At 41.8% G+C, this 23,280-nt stretch carries 20 protein-coding genes, 1 tRNA gene and 1 riboswitch; of the genes, 18 read left to right on the top strand and 3 right to left on the bottom strand.

What is annotated here, in order from left to right; all coding sequences use genetic code 11:
• The first annotated feature begins 10 nt into the window (after positions 1–10).
• The 5 genes from ATE37_RS08175 to ATE37_RS08155 all read left to right on the top strand — a co-directional run bounded on the left by ATE37_RS08175 (position 11) and on the right by ATE37_RS08155 (position 4,062).
• Positions 11–241, top strand: a complete 231-nt coding sequence (locus ATE37_RS08175; RefSeq protein ID WP_080568240.1) for a DUF1146 family protein — start codon at positions 11–13, stop codon at positions 239–241.
• A 23-nt stretch (positions 242–264) separates the two neighbouring features.
• Positions 265–1,548 (top strand): UDP-N-acetylglucosamine 1-carboxyvinyltransferase, encoded by a 1,284-nt coding sequence (gene murA, locus ATE37_RS08170; RefSeq protein WP_084868668.1) that lies wholly within the window; start codon positions 265–267, stop codon positions 1,546–1,548.
• Complete coding sequence (locus ATE37_RS08165; RefSeq protein WP_061415718.1) at positions 1,535–1,729, top strand: DNA-directed RNA polymerase subunit beta; 195 nt, start codon at positions 1,535–1,537, stop codon at positions 1,727–1,729. Before murA ends, ATE37_RS08165 begins: the two co-directional genes overlap by 14 nt.
• Before the next feature lie 40 nt (positions 1,730–1,769).
• Positions 1,770–2,594 (top strand): DNA/RNA non-specific endonuclease, encoded by an 825-nt coding sequence (locus ATE37_RS08160; RefSeq protein ID WP_084868667.1) that lies wholly within the window; start codon positions 1,770–1,772, stop codon positions 2,592–2,594.
• A gap of 136 nt (positions 2,595–2,730) precedes the next feature.
• Positions 2,731–4,062: a hemolysin family protein gene (locus ATE37_RS08155; RefSeq protein ID WP_000390018.1), complete on the top strand. Its 1,332-nt coding sequence runs from the start codon at positions 2,731–2,733 to the stop codon at positions 4,060–4,062.
• A 133-nt stretch (positions 4,063–4,195) separates the two neighbouring features.
• Here ATE37_RS08155 and ATE37_RS08150 read toward each other — a convergent pair.
• Positions 4,196–4,266 (bottom strand) — tRNA-Cys (locus ATE37_RS08150).
• 306 nt (positions 4,267–4,572) lie between these two features.
• On the opposite strand from ATE37_RS08150, the gene ATE37_RS08145 reads away from it, so the two are divergent.
• The 5 genes from ATE37_RS08145 (at position 4,573) to ATE37_RS08125 (ending at position 11,057) form a co-directional block, all read left to right on the top strand.
• Positions 4,573–6,552 carry a peptide ABC transporter substrate-binding protein gene (locus tag ATE37_RS08145; RefSeq protein WP_084868666.1) on the top strand — a complete coding sequence of 660 codons (1,980 nt, stop codon included), beginning with the start codon at positions 4,573–4,575 and terminating at the stop codon, positions 6,550–6,552.
• 66 nt (positions 6,553–6,618) lie between these two features.
• Positions 6,619–8,115 carry an ABC transporter permease gene (locus tag ATE37_RS08140; RefSeq protein WP_000759886.1) on the top strand — a complete coding sequence of 499 codons (1,497 nt, stop codon included), beginning with the start codon at positions 6,619–6,621 and terminating at the stop codon, positions 8,113–8,115.
• Complete coding sequence (oppC, locus tag ATE37_RS08135; RefSeq protein WP_000103693.1) at positions 8,115–9,041, top strand: oligopeptide ABC transporter permease OppC; 927 nt, start codon at positions 8,115–8,117, stop codon at positions 9,039–9,041. Before ATE37_RS08140 ends, oppC begins: the two co-directional genes overlap by 1 nt.
• A gap of 8 nt (positions 9,042–9,049) precedes the next feature.
• On the top strand, positions 9,050–10,117 hold the full coding sequence (locus ATE37_RS08130) for an ABC transporter ATP-binding protein (RefSeq protein ID WP_000159802.1): 1,068 nt from the start codon (positions 9,050–9,052) through the stop codon (positions 10,115–10,117).
• A gap of 10 nt (positions 10,118–10,127) precedes the next feature.
• Positions 10,128–11,057 carry an ATP-binding cassette domain-containing protein gene (locus tag ATE37_RS08125; RefSeq protein ID WP_001291314.1) on the top strand — a complete coding sequence of 310 codons (930 nt, stop codon included), beginning with the start codon at positions 10,128–10,130 and terminating at the stop codon, positions 11,055–11,057.
• Between the two features lie 88 nt (positions 11,058–11,145).
• Here the strand turns inward: ATE37_RS08125 and ATE37_RS08120 are convergent, their stop codons facing one another.
• Together ATE37_RS08120 and trkA are read right to left on the bottom strand one after the other, a co-directional pair.
• On the bottom strand, positions 11,146–12,585 hold the full coding sequence (locus ATE37_RS08120; protein WP_084868665.1) for a TrkH family potassium uptake protein: 1,440 nt from the start codon (positions 12,583–12,585) through the stop codon (positions 11,146–11,148).
• A 3-nt stretch (positions 12,586–12,588) separates the two neighbouring features.
• Positions 12,589–13,938: a Trk system potassium transporter TrkA gene (gene trkA, locus ATE37_RS08115; protein WP_000706803.1), complete on the bottom strand. Its 1,350-nt coding sequence runs from the start codon at positions 13,936–13,938 to the stop codon at positions 12,589–12,591.
• 402 nt (positions 13,939–14,340) lie between these two features.
• On the opposite strand from trkA, the gene ATE37_RS08110 reads away from it, so the two are divergent.
• The 8 genes from ATE37_RS08110 to ATE37_RS08075 all read left to right on the top strand — a co-directional run bounded on the left by ATE37_RS08110 (position 14,341) and on the right by ATE37_RS08075 (position 23,152).
• Positions 14,341–14,844 (top strand): tRNA (cytidine(34)-2'-O)-methyltransferase, encoded by a 504-nt coding sequence (locus ATE37_RS08110; RefSeq protein WP_084868664.1) that lies wholly within the window; start codon positions 14,341–14,343, stop codon positions 14,842–14,844.
• 53 nt (positions 14,845–14,897) lie between these two features.
• A riboswitch (FMN riboswitch) is annotated at positions 14,898–15,116 on the top strand.
• Positions 15,117–15,269: 153 nt separating this feature from the next.
• Positions 15,270–15,833: an ECF transporter S component gene (locus ATE37_RS08105; RefSeq protein WP_084868663.1), complete on the top strand. Its 564-nt coding sequence runs from the start codon at positions 15,270–15,272 to the stop codon at positions 15,831–15,833.
• Positions 15,823–16,473 (top strand): phosphatase PAP2 family protein, encoded by a 651-nt coding sequence (locus ATE37_RS08100; protein WP_084868662.1) that lies wholly within the window; start codon positions 15,823–15,825, stop codon positions 16,471–16,473. The genes ATE37_RS08105 and ATE37_RS08100 overlap by 11 nt, the downstream gene beginning before the upstream one ends.
• A 27-nt stretch (positions 16,474–16,500) precedes the next feature.
• Positions 16,501–16,920, top strand: a complete 420-nt coding sequence (locus ATE37_RS08095; RefSeq protein WP_084868661.1) for a chromosome partitioning protein ParB — start codon at positions 16,501–16,503, stop codon at positions 16,918–16,920.
• 310 nt (positions 16,921–17,230) lie between these two features.
• Positions 17,231–18,277 (top strand): phenylalanine--tRNA ligase subunit alpha, encoded by a 1,047-nt coding sequence (pheS, locus tag ATE37_RS08090; protein WP_084868660.1) that lies wholly within the window; start codon positions 17,231–17,233, stop codon positions 18,275–18,277.
• 129 nt (positions 18,278–18,406) lie between these two features.
• Complete coding sequence (gene pheT, locus ATE37_RS08085) at positions 18,407–20,812, top strand: phenylalanine--tRNA ligase subunit beta (RefSeq protein WP_084868659.1); 2,406 nt, start codon at positions 18,407–18,409, stop codon at positions 20,810–20,812.
• 250 nt (positions 20,813–21,062) lie between these two features.
• Positions 21,063–21,956: an ABC transporter ATP-binding protein gene (locus ATE37_RS08080; protein WP_084868658.1), complete on the top strand. Its 894-nt coding sequence runs from the start codon at positions 21,063–21,065 to the stop codon at positions 21,954–21,956.
• Positions 21,953–23,152, top strand: coding sequence for an ABC transporter permease (locus ATE37_RS08075; protein WP_084868657.1), 1,200 nt, complete (start codon positions 21,953–21,955; stop codon positions 23,150–23,152). The genes ATE37_RS08080 and ATE37_RS08075 overlap by 4 nt, the downstream gene beginning before the upstream one ends.
• Positions 23,153–23,280 lie beyond the last annotated feature (128 nt).

Genomic DNA, 23,280 nt, shown 5'->3' with positions numbered 1-23,280 from the left:
TAATAGTCAAATGGTTCAATTATTATTCACTCTAAGTAGTCACCTACTCTTTATTTATTTGAGTTTTTACCTTTTGAAGGATCTTGTGAGATGGGAAAAGGTTTTAAAAGTGACCGCTACTAACACAAAAAAGGTTCGTTTGTTGGTCGGCTTCTTTAGTATTGTGATGGGCTACATCTTGAGTTCATTCTTTATCAGTTTGTACCAACTGTGGCAAGAAGCGCTTAGAGGACTATTATAAAATCAAAAGTAAAGGAAACAACTATGGAAAAAATTGTGGTTCAAGGCGGAGATAATCGTCTGGTCGGGAGTGTGACGATCGAGGGAGCAAAGAATGCAGTCTTGCCCTTGTTGGCAGCGACTATTCTAGCAAGCAAGGGGAAGACAGTCTTGCAGAACGTCCCAATCTTGTCAGATGTTTTCACCATGAATCAAGTGGTTCGAGGTCTGAATGCCAAGGTGGACTTTGATGAGGAAGCTCATGTTGTCGAGGTCGATGCGACTGGTGATATCACTGAGGAAGCTCCATACAAGTATGTCAGCAAGATGCGTGCATCCATCGTTGTCTTGGGACCAATCCTTGCTCGTGTAGGCCATGCCAAAGTTTCTATGCCAGGGGGATGTACCATCGGGAGTCGTCCCATCGACCTTCACCTCAAAGGTTTGGAAGCTATGGGGGCAAAGATTACCCAGACAGCTGGTTACATCGAAGCCAAGGCAGACCACTTGCATGGCGCTCATATCTATATGGACTTCCCTAGTGTCGGCGCAACACAAAACCTCATGATGGCAGCAACTCTAGCTGATGGTGTGACAGTGATTGAAAATGCTGCGCGTGAGCCAGAAATTGTTGATCTCGCTATCTTCCTTAATGAAATGGGAGCCAAGGTCAAGGGAGCTGGTACCGAAACAATCACAGTGACTGGTGTCGAGAACCTCCATGGTACGACTCATACTGTAGTACAGGACCGTATTGAAGCTGGAACCTTTATGGTGGCTGCAGCTATGACAGGTGGGGATGTTCTCGTTCGTGATGCAGTATGGGAGCATAATCGTCCCTTGATTTCAAAACTACTTGAGATGGGTGTTGAAGTGACAGAGGAATCTGAAGGTATTCGTGTTCGTTCTCGACTTGAAAATCTCAAGGCTGTTCATGTAAAAACCTTACCACATCCAGGATTTCCAACAGATATGCAGGCACAATTTACAGCTCTGATGACAGTTGCAAAAGGGGAATCCACCATGGTAGAAACGGTGTTTGAGAATCGCTTCCAACACTTGGAGGAAATGAGCCGTATGGGCTTGCATTCAGAGATTATCCGTGATACAGCTCGTATTGTAGGGGGACAGGCTTTACAGGGGGCAGAAGTTCTATCAACGGACCTTCGCGCTAGTGCTGCTTTGATTTTGACAGGTTTGGTGGCGCAGGGAGAAACAGTTGTCGGTAAATTAGTCCACCTTGATAGAGGTTATTACCGCTTCCATGAGAAATTGGCTCAGCTAGGAGCGAAGATTCAGCGAATTGAGGCAAATGATGAAGAAGAATAAAAACTTACGCTATGTACTCCGCCGCCTACTGTTGATTTTTATTGTTCTCTTGATAGGTTTCCTTGCTTTAGGAATCGGCTTGATGGTAGGCTATGGCATCCTAGGAAAGGGACAGGATCCATGGGCAATATTGTCTCCGGCAAAGTGGCAGGAATTGATTAGCAAATTTACAGGAAATTAGACTGGGAGACCAGTCTTTTTCTAAAGAAACAAGGAGAAAAATGAACAAAAAAACAAGACAGACTTTGATAGGGTTACTTCTATTCTTACTCTTGGCTGCTGGAAGCTACTATATCAAGCAGATGCAGACAGCGCCAAACACCCCTAGAACTAAGGTTAGTCAGAAAAAGCAAGCTTCAGAAGCTCCCAGTCAGGAGCTGGCTGAAAGTGTCTTAACTGAGTCAATTAAGAACCAAATCAAGGGGGATCTCGAGTGGAATGGAGCAGGGGCTTTTGTTGTCAATGGCAATAAAACCAATCTAGATGCAAAGGTTTCAAGCAAACCCTATGCGGATAATAAGACAAAGACAGTTGGAAAAGAAACAGTCCCAACTGTTGCCAATGCCATCTTATCCAAAGCGACTCGGCAGTATAAAAATCGTGAAGAAACAGGCAACGGCTCAACCTCCTGGACGCCATCAGGATGGCATCAGGTCAAGAATCTAAAGGGAGCCTATACACATGCAGTCGATAGAGGACACCTGCTGGGTTATGCCTTGATAGGTGGTTTGGATGGTTTTGATGCCTCTACCAGCAATCCCAAGAACATTGCAGTCCAGACAGCTTGGGCAAACCAAGCACAGGCTGAAGATTCGACAGGTCAGAACTACTATGAGAGTTTGGTCAGAAAAGCCTTGGACCAAAATAAGAGGGTCCGTTATCGGGTGACGCTCCACTATGCGACAAATGAGGACTTAGTTCCATCCGCTTCACAAATCGAAGCCAAGTCTTCAGATGGCGAATTGGAATTCAATGTGCTAATTCCCAATGTTCAAAAGGGAATCCAGCTTGACTATCGAACAGGTCAAGTGACAGTGACGGATTAGAAACAATGGGTACTATATAAAACAGCTCCTTTGTCTTTTAGAGGCAGGGGAGTTGTTGTTTAAATGAAAAATAATGTGAATCCTGAAGAATTTTATGATATAATGAAACACAAGATACTATTTTAGGAGAAGGACTATGGAAGACCCGAGCAGTCAGAATTTGTTGCTACAGTTTGTATTATTATTTATCTTGACCTTGTTAAATGCTTTTTTCTCAGCCACTGAGATGGCAATGGTGTCACTAAACCGTTCCCGAGTAGAACAAAAGGCAGAAGAGGGAGACAAACGCTACATCCGTTTGTTAAAGGTACTTGAAAATCCTAACCACTTTTTATCAACGATTCAAGTTGGTATCACGTTAATTACCATCTTGTCTGGGGCCAGTTTAGCGGAGACTCTAGGACGCGAAATTGCATCTTGGATAGGGAACAGTGAAACAGCTTCCGCTATTGCAAGTTTTCTATCTTTAGCGTTTTTGACCTATATTTCCATTGTTTTTGGGGAACTTTATCCCAAGAGAATTGCTCTAAATCTGAAAGATACCTTGGCTATCCGAACAGCGCCAGTCATTATTGGTTTGGGGAAAATTGTCAGTCCCTTTGTTTGGCTTTTGTCAGCCTCAACGAATCTATTGAGCCGTGTGACGCCAATGACCTTTGATGATGCTGATGAAAAGATGACACGTGATGAAATTGAGTATATGCTCACTAACAGCGAAGAAACACTGGATGCAGATGAGATTGAAATGCTACAGGGAGTCTTTTCTTTAGATGAACTAATGGCTCGTGAGGTAATGGTGCCCCGAACAGATGCCTTTATGGTGGATATTCAGGATGACAGTCAAACGATTATCGAGAGTATTTTAAAGCAAAATTTCTCACGTATCCCTGTTTATGATGGGGATAAGGATAATGTTATTGGTTTGATTCACACCAAGCGCTTGTTGAATGCCGCTTTTGTGGATGGCTTTGACAATATTGTCTGGAAACGAATTCTCCAAACGCCACTGTTTGTTCCTGAGACTATCTTTGTGGACGATCTTCTTAAAGAACTTCGAAATACCCAAAATCAAATGGCCATCTTACTAGATGAATACGGTGGAATGGCTGGTTTGGTAACTCTGGAAGACCTCTTAGAAGAAATTGTTGGTGAGATTGATGATGAGACTGACAAGGCTGAAATTGAAGTCCATCAAATAGGAGAAGACACCTATATCGTTCAAGGTACCATGAATCTTAATGATTTTAATGACTACTTTGATGTGGAACTGGAAAGTGATGATGTTGATACCATCGCCGGTTATTATTTGACGGGTGTGGGAATGATTCCAACGACTGAAAAACTCAGTTATGAATTGGTCAGCCAAAACAAACAAATCATCCTAACCAATGACAAGGTGAAAAACGGACGTGTTACCAAGGTAAAAGTCCAAATCACTGAAATAGAGACTGAAGAAGAAACAGAATAAAGCAGTGACTTGAGTCACTGCTTTTTGTAAATCTATATGGTAGACACAGTTATCCCTATCTATTTGGAATAACAAAAAAGCCCGATTGTACGGGCTTTTCATTCGGTTAATTCCTGTTAATTCAGGTACTGAAAGGCGGTAGACGGATTTGAACCGACGATCAAGCTTTTGCAGAGCCGTGCCTTACCACTTGGCTATACCGCCTCAACGTTTATTATTATACCTTGAAAATCATTTTCCGTCAATAGTTTCTTATTCTAAAATCCAATTTAAGAAGATAGATTATGTCATGTGAAGAAAAAAGGGAAAAGCAACTTGTAAAAATCAAGCTTACAGAGCTAGACAAATTAATTTTCTTTTCTTATAAATACAAATAAAGAATGGGGAAATTCTGACAAAGAGAAGTTTTTTGTAGATATACGCCTAAATATTCTGAAAATTCGTTTACTTTTTAGAAGATATATGTTATAATTTCCAATAAGCCTAAATTTTTCAAGAGGAGTTATATACATGAAAAAAAGCAGAGTATTGGTTGCAGCAGGGGTTGCCTTATTAGCGACTGGCATACTAGCTGCCTGCGGTTCTTCTAAATCATCTGATTCAACAGCACCAAAAAATTATGGTTATGTCTATTCAGCTGACCCAGAAACGTTGGATTACCTCATTTCAGGGAAACAAAGTACTAAGATTGCCACTTCAAATGGTATTGATGGTCTCTTCACAAATGACAAATATGGGAATTTGACTCCCGCAGTTGCAGAAGACTGGTCAGTCTCAAAAGATGGTTTGACTTATACCTACAAAATCCGCAAAGGTGTTAAATGGATGACATCTGATGGGGAAGAGTACGCTGAAGTAACAGCTAAAGATTTCGTAAATGGTTTGAAACACGCAGCAGATAAGAAATCCGAAGCTCTGTATCTAGCAGAAACTTCTGTTAAAGGATTGTCTGATTATTTGTCTGGAAATTCAAAAGACTTTTCTACGGTAGGTGTGAAGGCAGTTGATGATTATACTCTTGAGTATACCTTGAACCAGCCAGAACCATATTGGAACTCTAAGATGGCTTACTCAATCTTCTGGCCATTGAACGAAGATTTTGAAAAATCAAAGGGATCAGATTTTGCTAAAGCAACAGATCCTACATCATTGCTTTATAATGGTCCGTTCTTGCTAAAAGGTTTGACTACTAAATCTTCTATCGAATTTGCTAAGAATGAGCAGTACTGGGATAAGGATAACGTTCACCTTGATAAAGTTACCCTTGCTTTCTATGATGGGTCCGACCAAGAGTCCATTGAGCGTAACTTTACAAGTGGAGCCTATAGCTATGCTCGCCTTTACCCAACAAGTTCAAACTATTCTAAAGTAGAAGAGACATACAAGGAAAATATCTTCTACACTCCATCAGGACCAGGTATTGCTGGTTTGGGTGTGAATATTGACCGTCAAGGTTACAAATATACTTCTAAGACAACTGATGAAGAGAAGACTTCTACTAAGAAAGCCCTTCTTAACAAAGACTTCCGTCAGGCCTTGAACTTTGCCTTTGACCGTACTTCTTACTCAGCACAAATCAATGGTAAGGAAGGGGCCCCCCTTGCAGTTCGCAACCTCTTTGTGAAACCAGAGTTTGTCTCTGCAGGTGAAAAAACTTTCGGTGACTTGGTAACTGATAAGATGGCTGCTTATGGTGATGAGTGGAAGAACGTAAACTTTGCTGATGGTCAAGATGGACTCTTCAACTCCGACAAAGCCAAAGCTGAATTTGCCAAAGCCAAAACTGCATTGGAAGCAGAAGGTGCAAAATTCCCTATCCACTTGGATATTCCAGTAGACCAAACTGCTAAGAGCTATATCGCTCGTATTCAATCCTTTAAACAATCAGTTGAAAAAGTACTTGGTGAAGATAATGTAGTGATTGATATCCAACAAGTTTCTAAAGATGAGTTGAACAATATCACCTACTATGCAGCAAGCGCTGCGGCAGAAGATTGGGATCTCTCAGGAGCAGTTGGATGGAATCCAGACTACGAAGATCCATCAACTTACCTTGATATCTTAAAAACAACTAATAGCGAGCAAACAAAAACATACATGGGTTACGACGATCCAGCAAATGCAGCAGCTGCACAAGTTGGTTTGAAAGAATATGATAAGTTAGTTGATGAAGCTGCTAAAGAAACTGACGATTTGAACGCTCGTTATGAAAAATACGCAGCTGCTCAAGCTTGGTTGACAGATAGCTCACTCTTCTTGCCAGCTATGTCATCAAGTGGTGCTGCACCATTCATTTCTCGTGTTGTACCATTCACAGCATCATACAGCCAATCTGGAGATAAGAGCTCAGATGTATACTTCAAGTATATTCAGTTGCAAGACAAGGTTGTAACGAAAGCTGATTACGAACAAGCTCGTGAGAAATGGCTCAAAGAGAAAAAAGAATCAAACGAAAAAGTTCAAAAAGAATTGACGAATCACGTTAAATAAATAACTCTCAAGAGAACTTTCTCTCCATGAGGAGAAGGTTCTTTTGGGATTTTAAAAGGAAACGATATGAAAAAATATATTTTTATGCGTGTCTTGCGCTCATTGTTGTCTATTTTCTTGGTGACAACCTTGACCTACACGATTATCTATACGATGGTTCCTCGGAAACTGATTTTCAAGCAGGATACCAACTACAACAAGATTGCAACGACTCCAGATAAGCGGGATAATTATGAGAATACCGTTTATGAACGTATGGGCTATATCGAGTACTACGATACCAAGGAGCTACAAGAAAAAGCTAGCACAATGGACTCATCTGTAACAGTAGATGCCAATGATACCAATAAGGCAATCTACGAAAAATACATCAACCAACTCGGTAATGGTTGGACGTTAGGTGTCTTTTCAGAGAGTGGTCAGTTCTATGCTACGCGTGAAATTCCGATTTTTGAACGTGTTTTCAAATTCTATGCGAACTTACTTGATATTGATCATACAAACAAGATTCAAGACCCTGAAAATCCAAACTTGGAACGTTATCTTCGTTTTGAAAATGACCCTGCTATCGGTTGGTCATTGGTTGGTTCAGGTACCAAACATAAATACCTTTTGTATTTCAACAATCAATTCCCGTTTGTACACCAAAACTTTGTGAACATTAACTTGGGTGACTCTTACCCAACTTATGCGAACACGCCAGTGCTTCAAGTTATCACACAGGGTCAAGGACAAACTAAGACATCAGAAGTTCAATTCCCTACTGGTAAAAAGACTTCGTCTGTAGATATTTACTCTCGTACCTACAAATCTCCAAGTCAAGCAGATGCGCGTGAAATAGCTAACTATGGTAAAGACGATCCATATACAGCTACAGAAAGTAACTACCAATATCCATCTATGATTGCAAGCTCAGCTGTTGCTGGTTTGATTGGTTTGATTATTTCTTATGCGATTGCCATTCCTCTTGGATCTGCTATGGCTCGCCACAAGAATACTTGGATTGATAGCTTCTCAACAGGTGCTCTAACCTTCTTGCTTGCACTTCCAACGATTGCTTTGGTTTATATCGTTCGCTTGATTGGATCATCTATTGGTCTGCCAGACTCATTCCCTATCTTGGGGGCTGGAGATTGGCGCTCCTATGTCTTGCCAGCAGTCATTCTAGGTTTGCTGGGAGCACCAAGTACAGCAATCTGGATTCGTCGTTATATGATTGACTTGCAATCTCAGGACTTTGTCCGTTTTGCTCGTGCAAAAGGTTTATCTGAAAAAGAAATCTCAAATAAACACGTCTTTAAAAATGCCATGGTTCCTTTGGTTTCAGGTATTCCAGGTGCCGTAATCGGGGTTATTGGTGGTGCAACATTGACAGAAACAGTCTTCGCCTTCCCAGGTATGGGTAAAATGTTGATTGACTCTGTTAAGGCATCAAATAACTCAATGGTAGTTGGTCTCGTCTTCATCTTTACATGTATTTCTATCTTCTCACTCTTTGTAGGAGATATCTGGATGACTATGCTTGACCCACGTATTAAATTGACAGAGAAAGGAGGCAAATAATGTCAACAATTGATAAAGAAAAATTTCAGTTCGTAAAACGTGATGATTTTGCCTCTGAAACGATTGATGCTCCTGCCTATTCATACTGGGGTTCTGTATTTAGACAGTTTTTAAAGAAAAAATCAACAGTCATTATGTTGGGAATATTGGTAGCTATTATTTTGATGAGTTTTATCTATCCGATGTTTTCAGACTTTGACTTTAACGATGTAAGTAAGGTTAATGACTTTAGCGCTCGTTTTATTAAGCCCAATGCCGAACACTGGTTTGGTACTGATAGCAATGGTAAATCCTTGTTTGATGGCGTTTGGTTTGGTGCGCGTAATTCTATCCTCATTTCTGTAATTGCTACTTTTATCAATCTTGTGATTGGGGTTATTGTTGGTGGAATTTGGGGGATTTCAAAATCTGTTGACCGCGTCATGATGGAAGTTTATAACATTATTTCAAACATTCCATCTCTCTTGATTGTTATCGTCTTGACTTACTCAATTGGTGCTGGTTTCTGGAATTTGATCTTCGCTATGAGTGTGACGACTTGGATTGGTATTGCTTATTCAATTCGTATTCAAATCATGCGTTACCGTGACTTGGAATACAACCTTGCTTCTCAAACACTTGGAACACCAACCTTTAAAATCATCGTGAAAAATATCATGCCACAATTGGTATCTGTTATTGTTTCTACGATGACCTTGATGTTGCCAAGCTTTATCTCTTATGAGGCTTTCCTTTCCTTCTTTGGATTGGGATTGCCTGTAACAGTGCCAAGTTTGGGACGTTTGATCTCAGATTACTCACAAAACGTTACGACCAACGCGTACTTGTTCTGGATTCCATTGACAACCTTGATTTTGGTATCCCTATCTCTATTCGTTGTTGGTCAGAACTTAGCGGATGCTAGTGATCCACGTACACATAGATAGGAGTAGACATGACAAAAGAAAGTAATGTAATTTTGACTGCTCGCGATATCGTCGTGGAATTTGACGTTCGTGACAAAGTTCTAACAGCTATCAGAGGCGTTTCTCTAGAACTGATTGAAGGAGAAGTTCTTGCCTTGGTAGGTGAGTCTGGTTCTGGTAAATCTGTATTAACAAAAACCTTTACAGGGATGTTGGAAGATAATGGGCGCATTGCCCAAGGAAGCATCGATTATCGTGGACAAGACTTGACAGCCTTGACTTCGAACAAAGAATGGGAGAAAATCCGTGGTGCTAAAATTGCAACCATCTTCCAAGACCCAATGACAAGTTTGGATCCAATTAATACAATCGGTAGCCAAATCACAGAAGTTATCGTTAAACACCAAGGGAAAACAGCTAAGGAAGCCAAAGAAATGGCAATCGACTATATGAACAAGGTCGGAATTCCAGACGCTGAAAAACGTTTTGACGAGTATCCTTTCCAATATTCTGGAGGGATGCGCCAACGTATCGTTATTGCGATTGCCCTTGCTTGTCGCCCAGATATTTTGATCTGTGATGAGCCAACGACGGCCCTTGATGTAACCATTCAAGCGCAAATCATTGATTTGCTTAAAACTTTGCAAGATGAGTACCACTTCACCATTATCTTTATCACCCATGACCTTGGTGTGGTAGCAAGTATTGCGGATAAGGTAGCGGTTATGTATGCTGGTGAAATTGTAGAATATGGAACGGTTGAGGAAGTCTTCTACGACCCACGTCATCCATACACTTGGAGTCTCTTGTCTAGCTTACCACAGCTTGCTGATGATAAAGGGGAATTGTACTCTATCCCAGGAACACCACCGTCTCTTTATACGGAGTTGAAAGGTGATGCCTTTGCCCTTCGTTCAGATTATGCGATGCAAATTGACTTTGAACAGAAAGCACCTCAGTTTTCAGTCACTGATACCCACTGGGCTAAGACTTGGTTGCTTCATGAGAATGCTCCTAAGGTTGAAAAACCAGAAATCATCGCAGATTTACATGATAAAATTCGTGATAAAATGGGCTTTGCTCATCTAGAAGACTAGGAGGAAGGAAATGTCTGAAAAATTAGTAGAAATTAAAGATTTAGAAATTTCCTTCGGTGAAGGAAGTAAGAAGTTTGTTGCCGTTAAAAACGCTAACTTCTTTATCAACAAGGGAGAAACTTTCTCTCTCGTTGGTGAATCTGGTAGTGGGAAAACGACGATTGGTCGTGCCATTATTGGTTTGAATAATACCAGTAAAGGTGAAATCATCTTTGACGGTCATAAGATCAATGGGAAAAAATCTCATAAGGAATCTTCAGAGTTGATCCGCCGTATCCAGATGATTTTCCAAGACCCTGCAGCCAGCTTAAATGAACGTGCGACAGTTGACTATATCATCTCTGAAGGTCTTTACAACTACCACTTGTTCAAAGACGAAGAAGAGCGAAAAGAAAAAGTTCAAAAGATGATTCATGAAGTCGGTCTTTTGAAAGAGCACTTGACCCGTTACCCACACGAGTTTTCTGGTGGTCAACGTCAACGTATTGGGATTGCTCGTGCTCTTGTGATGGAACCTGATTTCGTTATTGCGGATGAGCCGATTTCAGCCTTGGACGTGTCTGTTCGTGCGCAAGTCTTGAACTTGCTCAAGAAGTTTCAAAAAGAATTGGGCTTGACCTATCTCTTTATCGCGCATGACTTGTCAGTTGTTCGCTTTATCTCAGATCGTATCGCAGTTATCTATAAGGGTGTTATCGTTGAAGTAGCAGAGACAGAGGAGTTGTTTAACAATCCGGTTCATCCGTACACTCAAGCACTTCTATCTGCTGTACCGATTCCAGATCCAATCTTGGAACGTAAGAAGGTATTGAAAGTCTATGATCCTAGCCAACATGACTATGAGACAGACAAACCATCTATGGTGGAAATTCGTCCAGGTCACTATGTTTGGGCTAATCAAGCGGAAGTTGCTCGCTACAAAGAAGCACTTAAAAAATAAACAGATTAGGAGAGGACCGAAAGGTCTTCTCATTTTTAATAGAAAAACTCCCCCTTTACTAGCTAGTAAAGGGGGGGGTGTATTATCATTAGCGTTTAGACCAAGTTCGTTTCATAAAGAGAAGCAAAATGGGATAAATCTCTAGACGACCTGCAATCATTGCAAATGAGAGAAGGATTTTAGAGATGGGACTAAAGATAGCAAAACTAGAAGTTGTACCTAGAATAGGTCCGATGTTATTGAAACAACTGAAGACAGCACTGGTAACAACTAGAAAATCATTGCTATCTAGACTGACAATGAAGATAAGTGACAGTAAAATCATCACATAAATGACAAAATATTTTAGGACCTTGTGCTGAGTATCCTTATCAATCACAGTTTTATTGACATGTAGAGTCAATACGCGATGAGGAGATAAGATGGACAAGATCTGATTTTTTGCAATTTTTGAAAGGATGAGCCCTCTGATAACTTTGAGTCCACCTGCGGTTGATCCAGCAGAGCCGCCGATTCCCATGAGGAAGAGGAGGATAAATTGGGAGAAGAGGGGCCAGTTGGTGATATCTCCATAACCAAAACCAGTTGTTGTGATGATATTAGACACCTGGAAGAGGACCATTTCAAAGCTCTGAGAGACACCTTGGTAGAGATGGAGCGTATTGAGAGTAATCAAGCCGGTAGAAACTAGGACAATGATTACATACGTGCGAAGTTCTTCATCACCAAAGAAAGCCTTAACTCGACGGAGCATGAGGTAGTAGTAGAGATTAAAGTTGACCCCAAAAACCAGAACTCCGATACTGACGAGATAGGTGATGAGTGAGCTGCCGTAGTGGGCAATTCCGTCGTTATAGACGGTGAAGCCTCCGGTTCCTGCCGTTCCCATAGCAATGACAAAGCTATCAAATAGAGGCATGCCAGCTAGATAGTAGATGACTACAAAAAGTGAGAAGAGCCCTAAATAAAGCAGATAGAGAATCTGGGCGGTATTTTTCAGTTTGGATACAACCTTACCGAAGACAGGCCCAGGGACCTCAGCCTTCATCACCTCTAAGTGACTATTCTTGGCATTGTCCATAATGGCAAGCGCGAAGACGAGTACCCCCATCCCTCCAATCAAGTGGGTGAAACTTCGCCAGAAGAGGAGGGAACGAGTGAGAACGGAAACATCTGTCAGAATGGTCGCTCCTGTAGTTGTAAAACCAGAACTGATTTCAAAGAAGGCATCAATGAGACTTGGGATTTGTCCTGAAAAGACAAAGGGAAGCGCTCCAAAGAAAGACCATAGAATCCAACAGAGGGCGACGATTAAGACTCCCTCCTTAGTATAAATTCGCTGATTTTTGGGTTTCCGTAAAATTCCCAAGCTACCAAGAAGTATTAAAATTCCAATTGTTGTAAAGAGTGCTGTAAATACTTGGCTGGATTCTTGATAATAGGTTGCTACGCTAACGGGCACTAGGAGGAGAATCGCCTCAATCAAGAGAAGTTTTGAGAGGAGGTAACGAATCATACTTTTATTCATCTTTTACCTCTCAATCAGATCATAAATCTTGGTGATATTTGGTAGTAAAGTCGTCACGAGCAACTGATCTCCTACCTCAAGTCTGTCCTCTCCAGTAGGGAAGATTGTTTTTCCTTTTCGGATAATGGCTGCGATAAGAACCCCTTTCTTCAGTTTCAACTGTGAAAGAGGTTTGGCAGTCATTTTATTAGCTTCCTTGATTTGGAATTGAAGAGTTTCAATTTGACCGTTTGCTAGATGGTGCATGGCTTGAAGGTCTGAGTATTGGGCGTTTACTCGACCACGGATAAAGTGCATAATGGTATCCACTGCAATGCTTTTGGGTGTGATGATACTTGAAAAATCAGGTGCATGGATAATCTCTAAAAGGCTAGTGCGATTCACCTTGGTGATATTCTTATGAACACCAACACGGTCTAAGAACATAGAGGTAATGATGTTTTCCTCATCAACCCCAGTCAAAGTTGCAACTGCATCATAGTTGGGAGCACTTTCCTCAAGCAAGATATCTTTGGCAGTTCCATCTCCCTGTACGATATAGAGATTTGGAAATTTTTCACTGAAGAGACGAGCTCTTTCAGGATTAATCTCGATAACTTTAGTGTCAATACGGCTATCTTTTAAAATGCCAAGTAGGTAATAAGCAATTTTTCCAGCACCAACGATGAGCAAGCTTTTCACTGCACGTGATTTGAAATAGTTATGGAAGAGCATCATATCCACACGATTCCCAGTAACAAAAATTCTATCTCTATCCTGAATAGTAATATCACCACTCGGAATCATAAGTTGATGGTCTCGTTCCATAGCGCAGACAATGATATTGCCAAATTTTTTACGAAAATCTGAGATTGGCATTTGACAGAGACCACTGGAATCTTTGACAACAAACTCCATTAGGTTGACCCGTCCCCCTGAGAACCGCTCAACTGAGAGTGCATTCGGGAAATCAATGATATTTGAGATAGCACGGGCGGCTAGGAGTTCTGGGTTAACGATAAGTGAGAATCCAAGAATATTTTTCTCTTTGAAATAGGCATTGGAGTATTCAGGATTTCGCACTCGAACGATGGTTTCTTTAGCGCCCATCTTTTTAGCAAGTACTGCTGAAATCATATTCACTTCATCGTGTTCCGTTAGAGCGATAAAGATATCACACTCTTGAACGCCGGCTTGCTCTAAGATAGCAAAGTCTGCTCCATTTCCAAGGAGTCCCATGATATCAAAGCGACTGACAATATGATCGAGAACAGCCTCATCTTGTTCGATGAGGACAACGTCGTGTTTTTCTGCAACCAGTGAACGACAGAGGGCGAAACCGACTTTCCCTCCACCAACAAGGACAATTTTCATATAAAAACCCTACTTTTTCATGATGTAACTATCATACCCTTTTTTCGCAAAAAATGCACTTGCCAAGCCATTTTAGAGGATAAGAAAAGACTTTTTGTAAGTTTTCAAAGATAAAATTGCTCACCTTTCATAGAAATGTCTATTATATGAAGTGATTTCGCTCATTTAATATCCTTTCTCAGAAAAAGAATGACTAAGTATGGAAATATTATCAAAAAAAGTAAAAAAATCAAGTCGTTTCTATTGACAATGATTCTGAAAGTGTTATACTAGGAAAGTAGCTTCGCTGATTTACTTCAAACCTGTTGTGAGGTAAGTTAACGATGCCTTAACCACGCTGTTTGCTGAGCTTGACTCCGGGCAGTGTGGCTATTTTTTTGCAATGGTGAAAGGAAGCAAGTCATGACAAATCACATTGTATTATTTGAACCTCAGATTCCACAAAATACAGGCAATATCGCACGTACTTGCGCTGCGACCAATTCTCCCCTTCACATCATCAAACCGATGGGATTTCCTATTGATGATCGCAAGATGAAGCGAGCTGGTTTGGATTACTGGGATAAGCTTGAGATTTATTTTTATGACAGTTTGGAAGATTTCATGTCTCAGATGAAGGGAAAACTCTATCTGATTTCGAAATTTGCGGAAAAGGTCTATTCTGAAGCAGATTTATCGACGGACGAAGACCATTATTTTCTCTTTGGACGTGAAGACAAGGGCTTGCCTGAGGACTTTATGCGAGACCATCCCGAAAAGGCTCTCCGTATTCCTATGAATGATGAACATGTTCGTAGCCTCAATGTTTCGAATACCGTCTGCATGATTGTCTACGAGGCTCTTCGTCAGCAGAATTTTGCTGGTTTAGAGCTCGTTCACACCTATGGAGTGGATAAATTGAAATAAAAAATGAAAATGAACAAAATGCTTGCACTTGAAAGCGTTTTTTGTTATGATTAAAGGGTCTTCAGGGCAGGGTGAGATTCCCGACCGGCGGTAAATTTGACTAGCTATTTTAGCTTTCTCGTCGTTGTCTTGTCTCGATATACTTTAAGTATTATCTTCGACTGCGACGCCTAGATAAATCTAAAATATCTTAACCAAATAAGTCCGCGAGCGTAAGCTGATGTGGTGAGATTCCACAACCGACAGTATAGTCTGGATGGGAGAAGACGAAAGAATGGCTTTGTCTGTTCTGATGAGTTTATAGATGAATTGCAACCGCTTGCCCAAAAGAGTGAGAGGGAGCTTTTGGGATATAAAAAGTGAGAATAGATAGAGGGATCCTTTCCAACTTCTTCTGATTTTATAGAAAATTGGAGGAACCTGTTATGACAAACACACGTCGACTTTCGACCATTGCGATTTTATCAGCCATTTCATTTGTGCTGATGTACTTTGACTTTCCGCTCTTGCCAGCGGCGACCTTCCTCAAGATCGAGTTTAGTATCTTGCCAGTCCTTGTGGGCTTGGTGGTGATGGATTTGCCAGCTGCACTAGGAATTCTCTTGCTTCGTTCACTCTTGAAGTTGCTTCTGAATAGCCAGGGAGTGAATACCTACATTGGTTTGCCAATGAATATCGTAGCTTTGGGAGTTTTTGTTATCGCCTTTGGTTTGATTTGGAAAAAGGAACGTAGCACTCTTCGTTTCCTACTAGCATCTCTAGCGGGAACCATCGGATTGACTGCTGCTATGTTGGTTCTCAACTATGTTTATGCGGTTCCTTTGTACGCGCAGTTTGCCAACTTTGATATTGGAAAAATTTTGGGACTTTCTAACTACCTAATGACCATGGTTTTACCTTTTAACTTGATTGAGGGTATCATCTTTGCCGTTTCATTCTGGTTGTTGTATGTCCTCTTAAAACCAACCTTAAAACATTATGAGAGATAAACAAACATTTTTAATGAAGGGCAGTTTTGCCCTTTTACTTTTCGTCCTTCTTGGCTATATGGTCAAGTTTTACCCCGAAATGCTGGTCGGTTTTGACCAACCGATTCAGACTGCCCTTCGTGGGGACTTGCCAGATTATTTGACAGTTCTGTTCCGAGCCCTCACACGCCTGATCGATATCCTAGTGATTATCACCTGGGTTACCATCGCAGCCGTTATCTTTTATCGTAAGCAGTGGAAGATAGAAAGCTACTTCATGGCGGGCAATCTAGCCTTAGCCGGTCTTTTGATCGTGACCTTTAAAAATATTTACCAGCGTCCACGACCAGCTATCTTACACTTGGTAGAGGAGAAGGGGTTTTCTTTTCCAAGTGGCCATTCTCTGGCAGTGACGCTGATGGTAGGGACTTTGATTGTCATTCTCAGTCAACGAATTAAAGATCCAGTCTGGAGAAAAATCGTGCAAATCGTGCTAGGTCTCTACCTAGTCAGTGTACTGGTGTCAAGGGTCTATCTGGGAGTTCACTATCCATCAGATGTCCTTGCCAGTCTCTGTGTGGGTTTGGGAGTCCTGTTTATCGAATTTCCCTTCTATGACAAACTCCGCTTCCAATGGCGATTTAAAGGCAAGCAGAAGTGAGTATCAAATTCCTTTGAGGAGAAAGAAATGAAAGTCAATATAGCAGATCTTCATCCGACTCAACTATACTTATCAGAAAAGAAACTAGAAGGCATCCAGATACTTTATCAGTTGGCAGAAATAATCAATGTTGCTCCAATCAGTATTCTTGCGTTCGGAGACTGCTTGTTGATTACAGACGGGCATCACAGGGCTTATCAGGCTTTATTGACGGGTAGGGATACGATTTCTGCTGAGTGGGATAGAGATGGTGGCGATGAACTATATCATCTCTATGCGCAAGCTTGCGAGGAAAGAAAGATTTACTCTGTTTTGGATTTAAAAGACAGTATCTTAGCTCAAGATGAGTATGAAGCAAAATGGTATAACTGGTGTGATGGTTTTAATCAAGCAGCAACTCTTTTATTGAAAAGGCAAGCAGATGAAACAGGCCCTACAAATAGATAGTGCACTGCGTCTTGTTCCTTTTTATATTGAAATTAGTCTAATCTAACTTGTTTTTTAACTAAAAATCTGATAAACTAAGTAGTAATCGAATAGAAATCCGCAAGACTAGTAACTCAAGGGAAGTATATCAGGGAGGAGAGCCATGACTGCAAGCTCTCTATATGAAAGCTGAGTGAATTCACTTGCGCATGGATTTAGAAATGAAGGTCTGACTTGTCAGATGAAACGGATGGTACCGCGTGTCAACGCTCCGAGTGGAGTTTTTGGCATGTGGTTTTCTTTTTATCTACGAGCGACTGATGGAGGAATTATGTCAACTATTGAAGAACAATTAAAAGCGCTTCGCGAAGAAACGCTGGCTAGCTTGAAGCAGATTACTGCTGAAAATGAAAAAGAGATGCAAGAATTACGTGTCTCTGTCCTTGGTAAAAAAGGGTCGCTTACTGAAATCCTTAAAGGGATGAAGGATGTATCTGCTGAAATGCGCCCTGTCATTGGGAAACACGTTAATGAAGCTCGTGATGTCTTGACAGCAGCCTTTGAGGAAACAGCGAAACTCTTGGAAGAAAAGAAAGTCGCAGCTCAACTTGCTAGTGAGAGCATCGATGTAACACTTCCAGGTCGCCCAGTTGCGACTGGTCACCGTCATGTTCTTACACAAACAAGTGAAGAAATCGAAGATATCTTCATCGGTATGGGTTACCAAGTCGTGGATGGTTTTGAAGTAGAGCAAGACTACTATAACTTTGAACGTATGAACCTTCCAAAAGACCACCCAGCTCGTGATATGCAGGACACATTCTATATCACAGAAGAAATCTTACTCCGTACTCACACGTCTCCAGTTCAAGCGCGTGCTATGGATGCCCATGATTTCTCTAAAGGTCCTTTGAAAATGATTTCACCAGGGCGTGTGTTCCGTCGTGACACAGACGATGCGACTCACAGTCACCAGTTCCACCAAATCGAAGGTTTGGTTGTTGGGAAAAACATCTCTATGGCTGACCTTCAAGGAACGCTTCAATTGATTGTCCAAAAAATGTTCGGTGAAGAGCGCCAAATTCGTTTGCGTCCATCTTACTTCCCATTCACAGAGCCATCTGTTGAGGTGGATGTTTCTTGCTTCAAGTGTGGTGGAGAAGGCTGTAACGTATGTAAGAAAACAGGTTGGATCGAGATTATGGGTGCTGGTATGGTTCACCCACGTGTTCTTGAAATGAGTGGTATCGATGCGACTGTTTACTCTGGATTTGCCTTTGGTCTTGGTCAAGAGCGTGTAGCTATGCTCCGTTACGGAATCAACGATATCCGTGGATTCTACCAAGGAGATGTCCGCTTCTCAGAACAGTTTAAATAAGATTGAAACCTGAAACACAGTCCTATACAGTCCTAGTCATTTTCTCTCGATGAGAACGGTGAGGACTGACTCGAAGAAAAAGAAAGGAATTGAAAAGGTCTTACTTGGTGAGATCTTACAATCAGAATTATGCTTGTATCTTATAAATGGTTAAAAGAATTGGTGGACATTGATGTGCCATCACAAGAGTTGGCTGAAAAAATGTCAACTACAGGGATCGAGGTCGAAGGTGTCGAATCACCGGCTGCCGGTCTCTCAAAAATTGTCGTCGGTGAAGTCTTGTCTTGCGAAGATGTGCCAGAAACACACTTGCATGTCTGTCAGGTTAACGTTGGTGAAGAAGAAGCCCGTCAGATCGTTTGTGGTGCCCCAAATGTGCGTACTGGTATCAAGGTCATGGTAGCTCTTCCAGGAGCTCGTATCGCGGACAATTACAAAATCAAAAAAGGGAAAATCCGTGGTTTTGAGTCTCTCGGAATGATCTGTTCACTTGGTGAATTGGGGATTTCTGACTCAGTTGTACCAAAGGAATTTGCAGATGGTATTCAAATCTTGCCTCAAGATGCAGTACCAGGTGAGGAAGTCTTCTCTTACCTAGACTTGGATGATGAAATCATCGAACTTTCCATCACGCCAAACCGTGCAGACGCTCTTTCTATGCGTGGAGTAGCGCACGAAGTAGCAGCCATCTATGACAAGGCCGTTAACTTTAAAGAATTTACTCTGACAGAAACAAATGAAGCTGCAGCAGATGCCCTTTCTGTAGGGATTGAAACAGACAAGGCACCATACTATGCTGCTCGTATCTTGGACAATGTGACCATCGCACCAAGTCCACAGTGGTTGCAAAATCTCCTCATGAACGAAGGTATCCGTCCCATCAATAATGTGGTCGACGTAACCAACTATATCCTACTCTACTTTGGTCAGCCTATGCATGCCTTTGACTTGGATACCTTTGAAGGCAATGACATCCATGTGCGTGAAGCGCGTGCTGGTGAAAAATTGGTGACCTTGGACGGTGAAGAACGTGACTTGGAAACAAATGACTTAGTCATCACTGTCGCAGACAAACCAGTCGCCCTTGCAGGTGTCATGGGTGGAGAGGCTACAGAAATCTCTGGAAAATCAAGTCGAGTTGTGTTAGAAGCAGCTGTTTTCAATGGCACATCCATTCGTAAGACTAGCGGACGCCTTAACCTTCGTTCGGAATCATCTTCTCGTTTTGAAAAAGGGATTAATGTGGCAACAGTCGATGAGGCCTTGGATGCTGCAGCGAGCATGATTGCAGAACTTGCAGGTGCGACGGTGCGTAGGGGCATCGTTTCAGCGGGTGAGCTTGACACTTCAGATGTAGAAGTATCTTCAACCCTTGCAGACGTTAACCGCGTCCTTGGTACGGAACTTTCATATGCTGATGTGGAAGATGTCTTCCGTCGTCTTGGCTTTGGTCTTTCTGGAAATGAAGATAGCTTTACCGTTAGCGTTCCACGTCGTCGTTGGGATATTACCATCGAAGCAGACCTCTTTGAAGAAATCGCTCGTATCTATGGATATGACCACTTGCCAGCCAGTCTTCCAAAAGACGATGGTACAGCTGGTGAATTGACTGCGACACAAAAATTGCGTCGCCAAGTTCGTACGATTGCTGAAGGGGCAGGTTTGACAGAAATCATTACCTACGCTCTAACAACACCTGAAAAAGCAGTTGAGTTTACAGCTCAACCAAGTAACCTTACAGAACTCATGTGGCCAATGACAGTGGACCGTTCTGTCCTCCGTCAAAATATGATCTCAGGTATCCTTGATACGGTGGCCTACAACGTGGCTCGTAAGAACAAAAGCTTGGCACTTTACGAGATTGGAAAAGTCTTCGAGCAAACGGGTAATCCAAAAGAAGACTTGCCAAATGAAATTAACAGCTTTGCCTTTGCCTTGACTGGCTTAGTCGCTGAAAAAGACTTCCAAACAGCAGCAGTTCCTGTTGACTTCTTCTATGCTAAGGGAATCCTAGAAGCATTATTTACTCGCTTGGGTCTTGAAGTGACTTATACAGCTACAGCTGAAATTGCTAGTCTCCACCCAGGTCGTACAGCCGTGATTTCACTCGGTGACCAAGTTCTTGGTTTCCTCGGACAAGTCCACCCTGTGACAGCTAAGGCTTATGATATTCCAGAAACGTATGTAGCGGAGCTCAACCTTTCAGCCATCGAAGCTGCCCTTCAACCTGCGGCACCATTTGTGGAAATTACCAAATTCCCAGCGGTTAGTCGTGATATTGCTCTACTTCTTAAGGCAGAAGTCACTCACCAAGAAGTTGTAGATGCTATCCGAGCTGCAGGCGTGAAACGTTTGACAGATATCAAACTCTTTGACGTCTTCTCAGGCGAAAAACTGGGACTTGGTATGAAGTCAATGGCCTATAGCTTGACCTTTCAAAATCCAGAAGACAGCTTGACAGACGAAGAAGTCGCACGCTACATGGAAAAAATCCAAGCATCACTTGAAGAAAAAGTCAATGCAGAAGTTCGTTAACTCATCAATCCATCCTTCGGGGTGGATTTTTAGTTTTAGGAGAACAGTTCAGAAGAGAAAAGCGACAGTTGAGGAGGAAACTATCTCAGAAATCCTTTAATGAGCTATACTTAAGTTATTACTAGAGCGCTTAAAAACCTTGGATTTGGTAGATTTTTACTATAAATAATATCGATAAAAATGGGCATAAAGCGTTGTAAAGGCTATCAAAAAGGAGTATAATAAGTGCAACATATCTAGGAGGTGGAAGATGCTAGAAGTAAGAAATCTAGAGAAAAGTTTCGGTTCCAAGCAAGTCTTGTTTGGTGTCGATTTTCAGGCAAGTCCAGGAAGGATTCTGGGCTTGGTCGGGAAGAATGGGGCTGGGAAAACAACGATTTTCCACAGTATGTTGAAATTTTTAGAGTATCAAGGAGAGATCAGTCTGGATGGGCAGGAGATTCGTCAGGAAACCTATGCTCGGATTGGTTATCTGCCTGAGGAACGCAGCCTCATGCCCAAGTTGACAGTCCTTGAGCAAGTTCGCTACTTGGCAACTCTAAAGGGTATGGATGCTAAGGAAGTCAAGGAAAAACTCCCTCAGTGGATGGAAAAACTCGAAGTGAAGGGCAAATTGACTGATAAAATCAAGAGCCTCTCCAAAGGGAATCAACAGAAAATTCAGCTGATTATCACCCTGATCCATGAACCAGACTTGATTATCCTGGATGAGCCTTTTAGTGGTTTGGATCCAGTCAATACCGAGTTGCTCAAACAGGTCATCTTGAAAGAGAAAGAGCGCGGTGCAATCATTATCTTTTCTGACCATGTTATGACCAATGTCGAGGAACTTTGCGATGATATCCTGATGATTCGAGATGGGCGTGTGGTCTTGCATGGACCTGTTCAGGATGTTCGCAATCAATACGGGAAAACACGCCTCTTTGTTTCAAGTGAACGAAGCAAGGAAGAATTGGAAAACCTTCCTCATGTCAAACAGGTGAGCTTGACTAAACAAGGCAGTTGGAAATTGATCCTCGATGATGAGAGTGCTGGAAGGGAACTCTTCCCCATCCTCACTCAAGGTCAATATATCTCGACCTTTGACCAACAAGCTCCAACAATCGATGAAATCTTTAAACTAGAATCAGGGGTGGAAGTATGAGAAATATGTGGGTTGTAATGAAGGAAACCTATCTTCGACAAGTCAAGTCGTGGAGTTTCTTCTTTATGGTGATTTCGCCGTTCCTCTTTTTAGGATTATCTGTAGGAATCGGCTATCTCCAAGGATCTTCTATGGCTAAAAATAGCAAGGTAGCAGTAGTAACAACAGTGTCATCTGTGGAAGAAGGGCTCAAGGGTACCAATGGTATCAATTTTGATTATAAGGATGAAGCCAGTGCTCAAGCTGCTATCAAGGATGAGAAAATCAAGGGTTACCTAACCATTGACCAAGAGGACAGTGTTCTCAAGGCCGTCTATCACGGTGAAACTTCTCTTGAAAGTGGCATCAAGCTGGCTGTAACCAATAAGCTAAATGAACTGCAATATCAACTGAATCGTTCGGCAGCTAATTTGTCTCAAGAACAGGAAAAATACTTGAGTCAAACTGTTGACTATACAGAGAAGATTGATGAAGCTAAAGAAAATAAAAAAACAGTGCAGAACATGGCGGCATTGGGCTTAGGATTTTTCCTTTATATGATCTTGATTACTTATGCTAGTGTCACTGCTCAGGAAGTGGCTAGCGAGAAAGGAACCAAAATCATGGAAGTGGTCTTCTCTAGTATCCGAGCTAGTCATTATTTCTACGCTCGCATGATTGCCTTGCTTCTTGTGATTTTGACCCATATTGGGATTTACGTCGTGGGTGGTCTGGCTGCGATTCTGCTCTTTAAAGACCTACCAATTTTGGCTCAATCTGGTATTTTAAATCATCTAGGAGAGGCCTTCTCGCTCAATACCTTATTGTTTGTCTTGGTTAGTCTCTTTATGTATGTTGTTTTGGCAGCCTTCCTAGGTTCTATGGTTTCTCGTCCTGAGGATTCAGGAAAGGCCTTGTCACCGTTGATGATCTTGATTATGGCAGGATTCGTTGGAGTGACTGCTCTAGGTGCTGCAGGGGACAATTTAGTTCTGAAAATTGGTTCCTATATTCCTTTCATCTCGACCTTCTTTATGCCGTTTAGAGCCATAAATGGGTATGCAAGTAGTCTAGAAGCTTGGATTTCCCTTGCCATAACGGTTGTCTTTGCAGTCACTGCAACAGCCTTTATCGGACGCATGTATACCAGCCTAGTCCTTCAAACGGATGATTTGGGAATCTGGAAAACCTTTAAACGTGCCTTAGCTTATAAATAGGAGAGCCTCGCGAAAGCGAGGTTTTTCTAGATGTTAAACACCGAAATCGGCAAAAATATTTTTCATATCTATTGACTTTTAGTAGTAAAATTTGGTATGATAGTAGATGGTATTGTTTACCCCATTTG

Origin of the sequence: Streptococcus oralis subsp. tigurinus (genome assembly GCF_002093575.1) — a bacterium.
Lineage (GTDB): Bacteria > Bacillota > Bacilli > Lactobacillales > Streptococcaceae > Streptococcus > Streptococcus oralis_CH.
The sequence above is the reverse complement of the archived record's forward strand: the minus strand, read 5'-3'. Positions and strand labels throughout refer to the sequence as shown.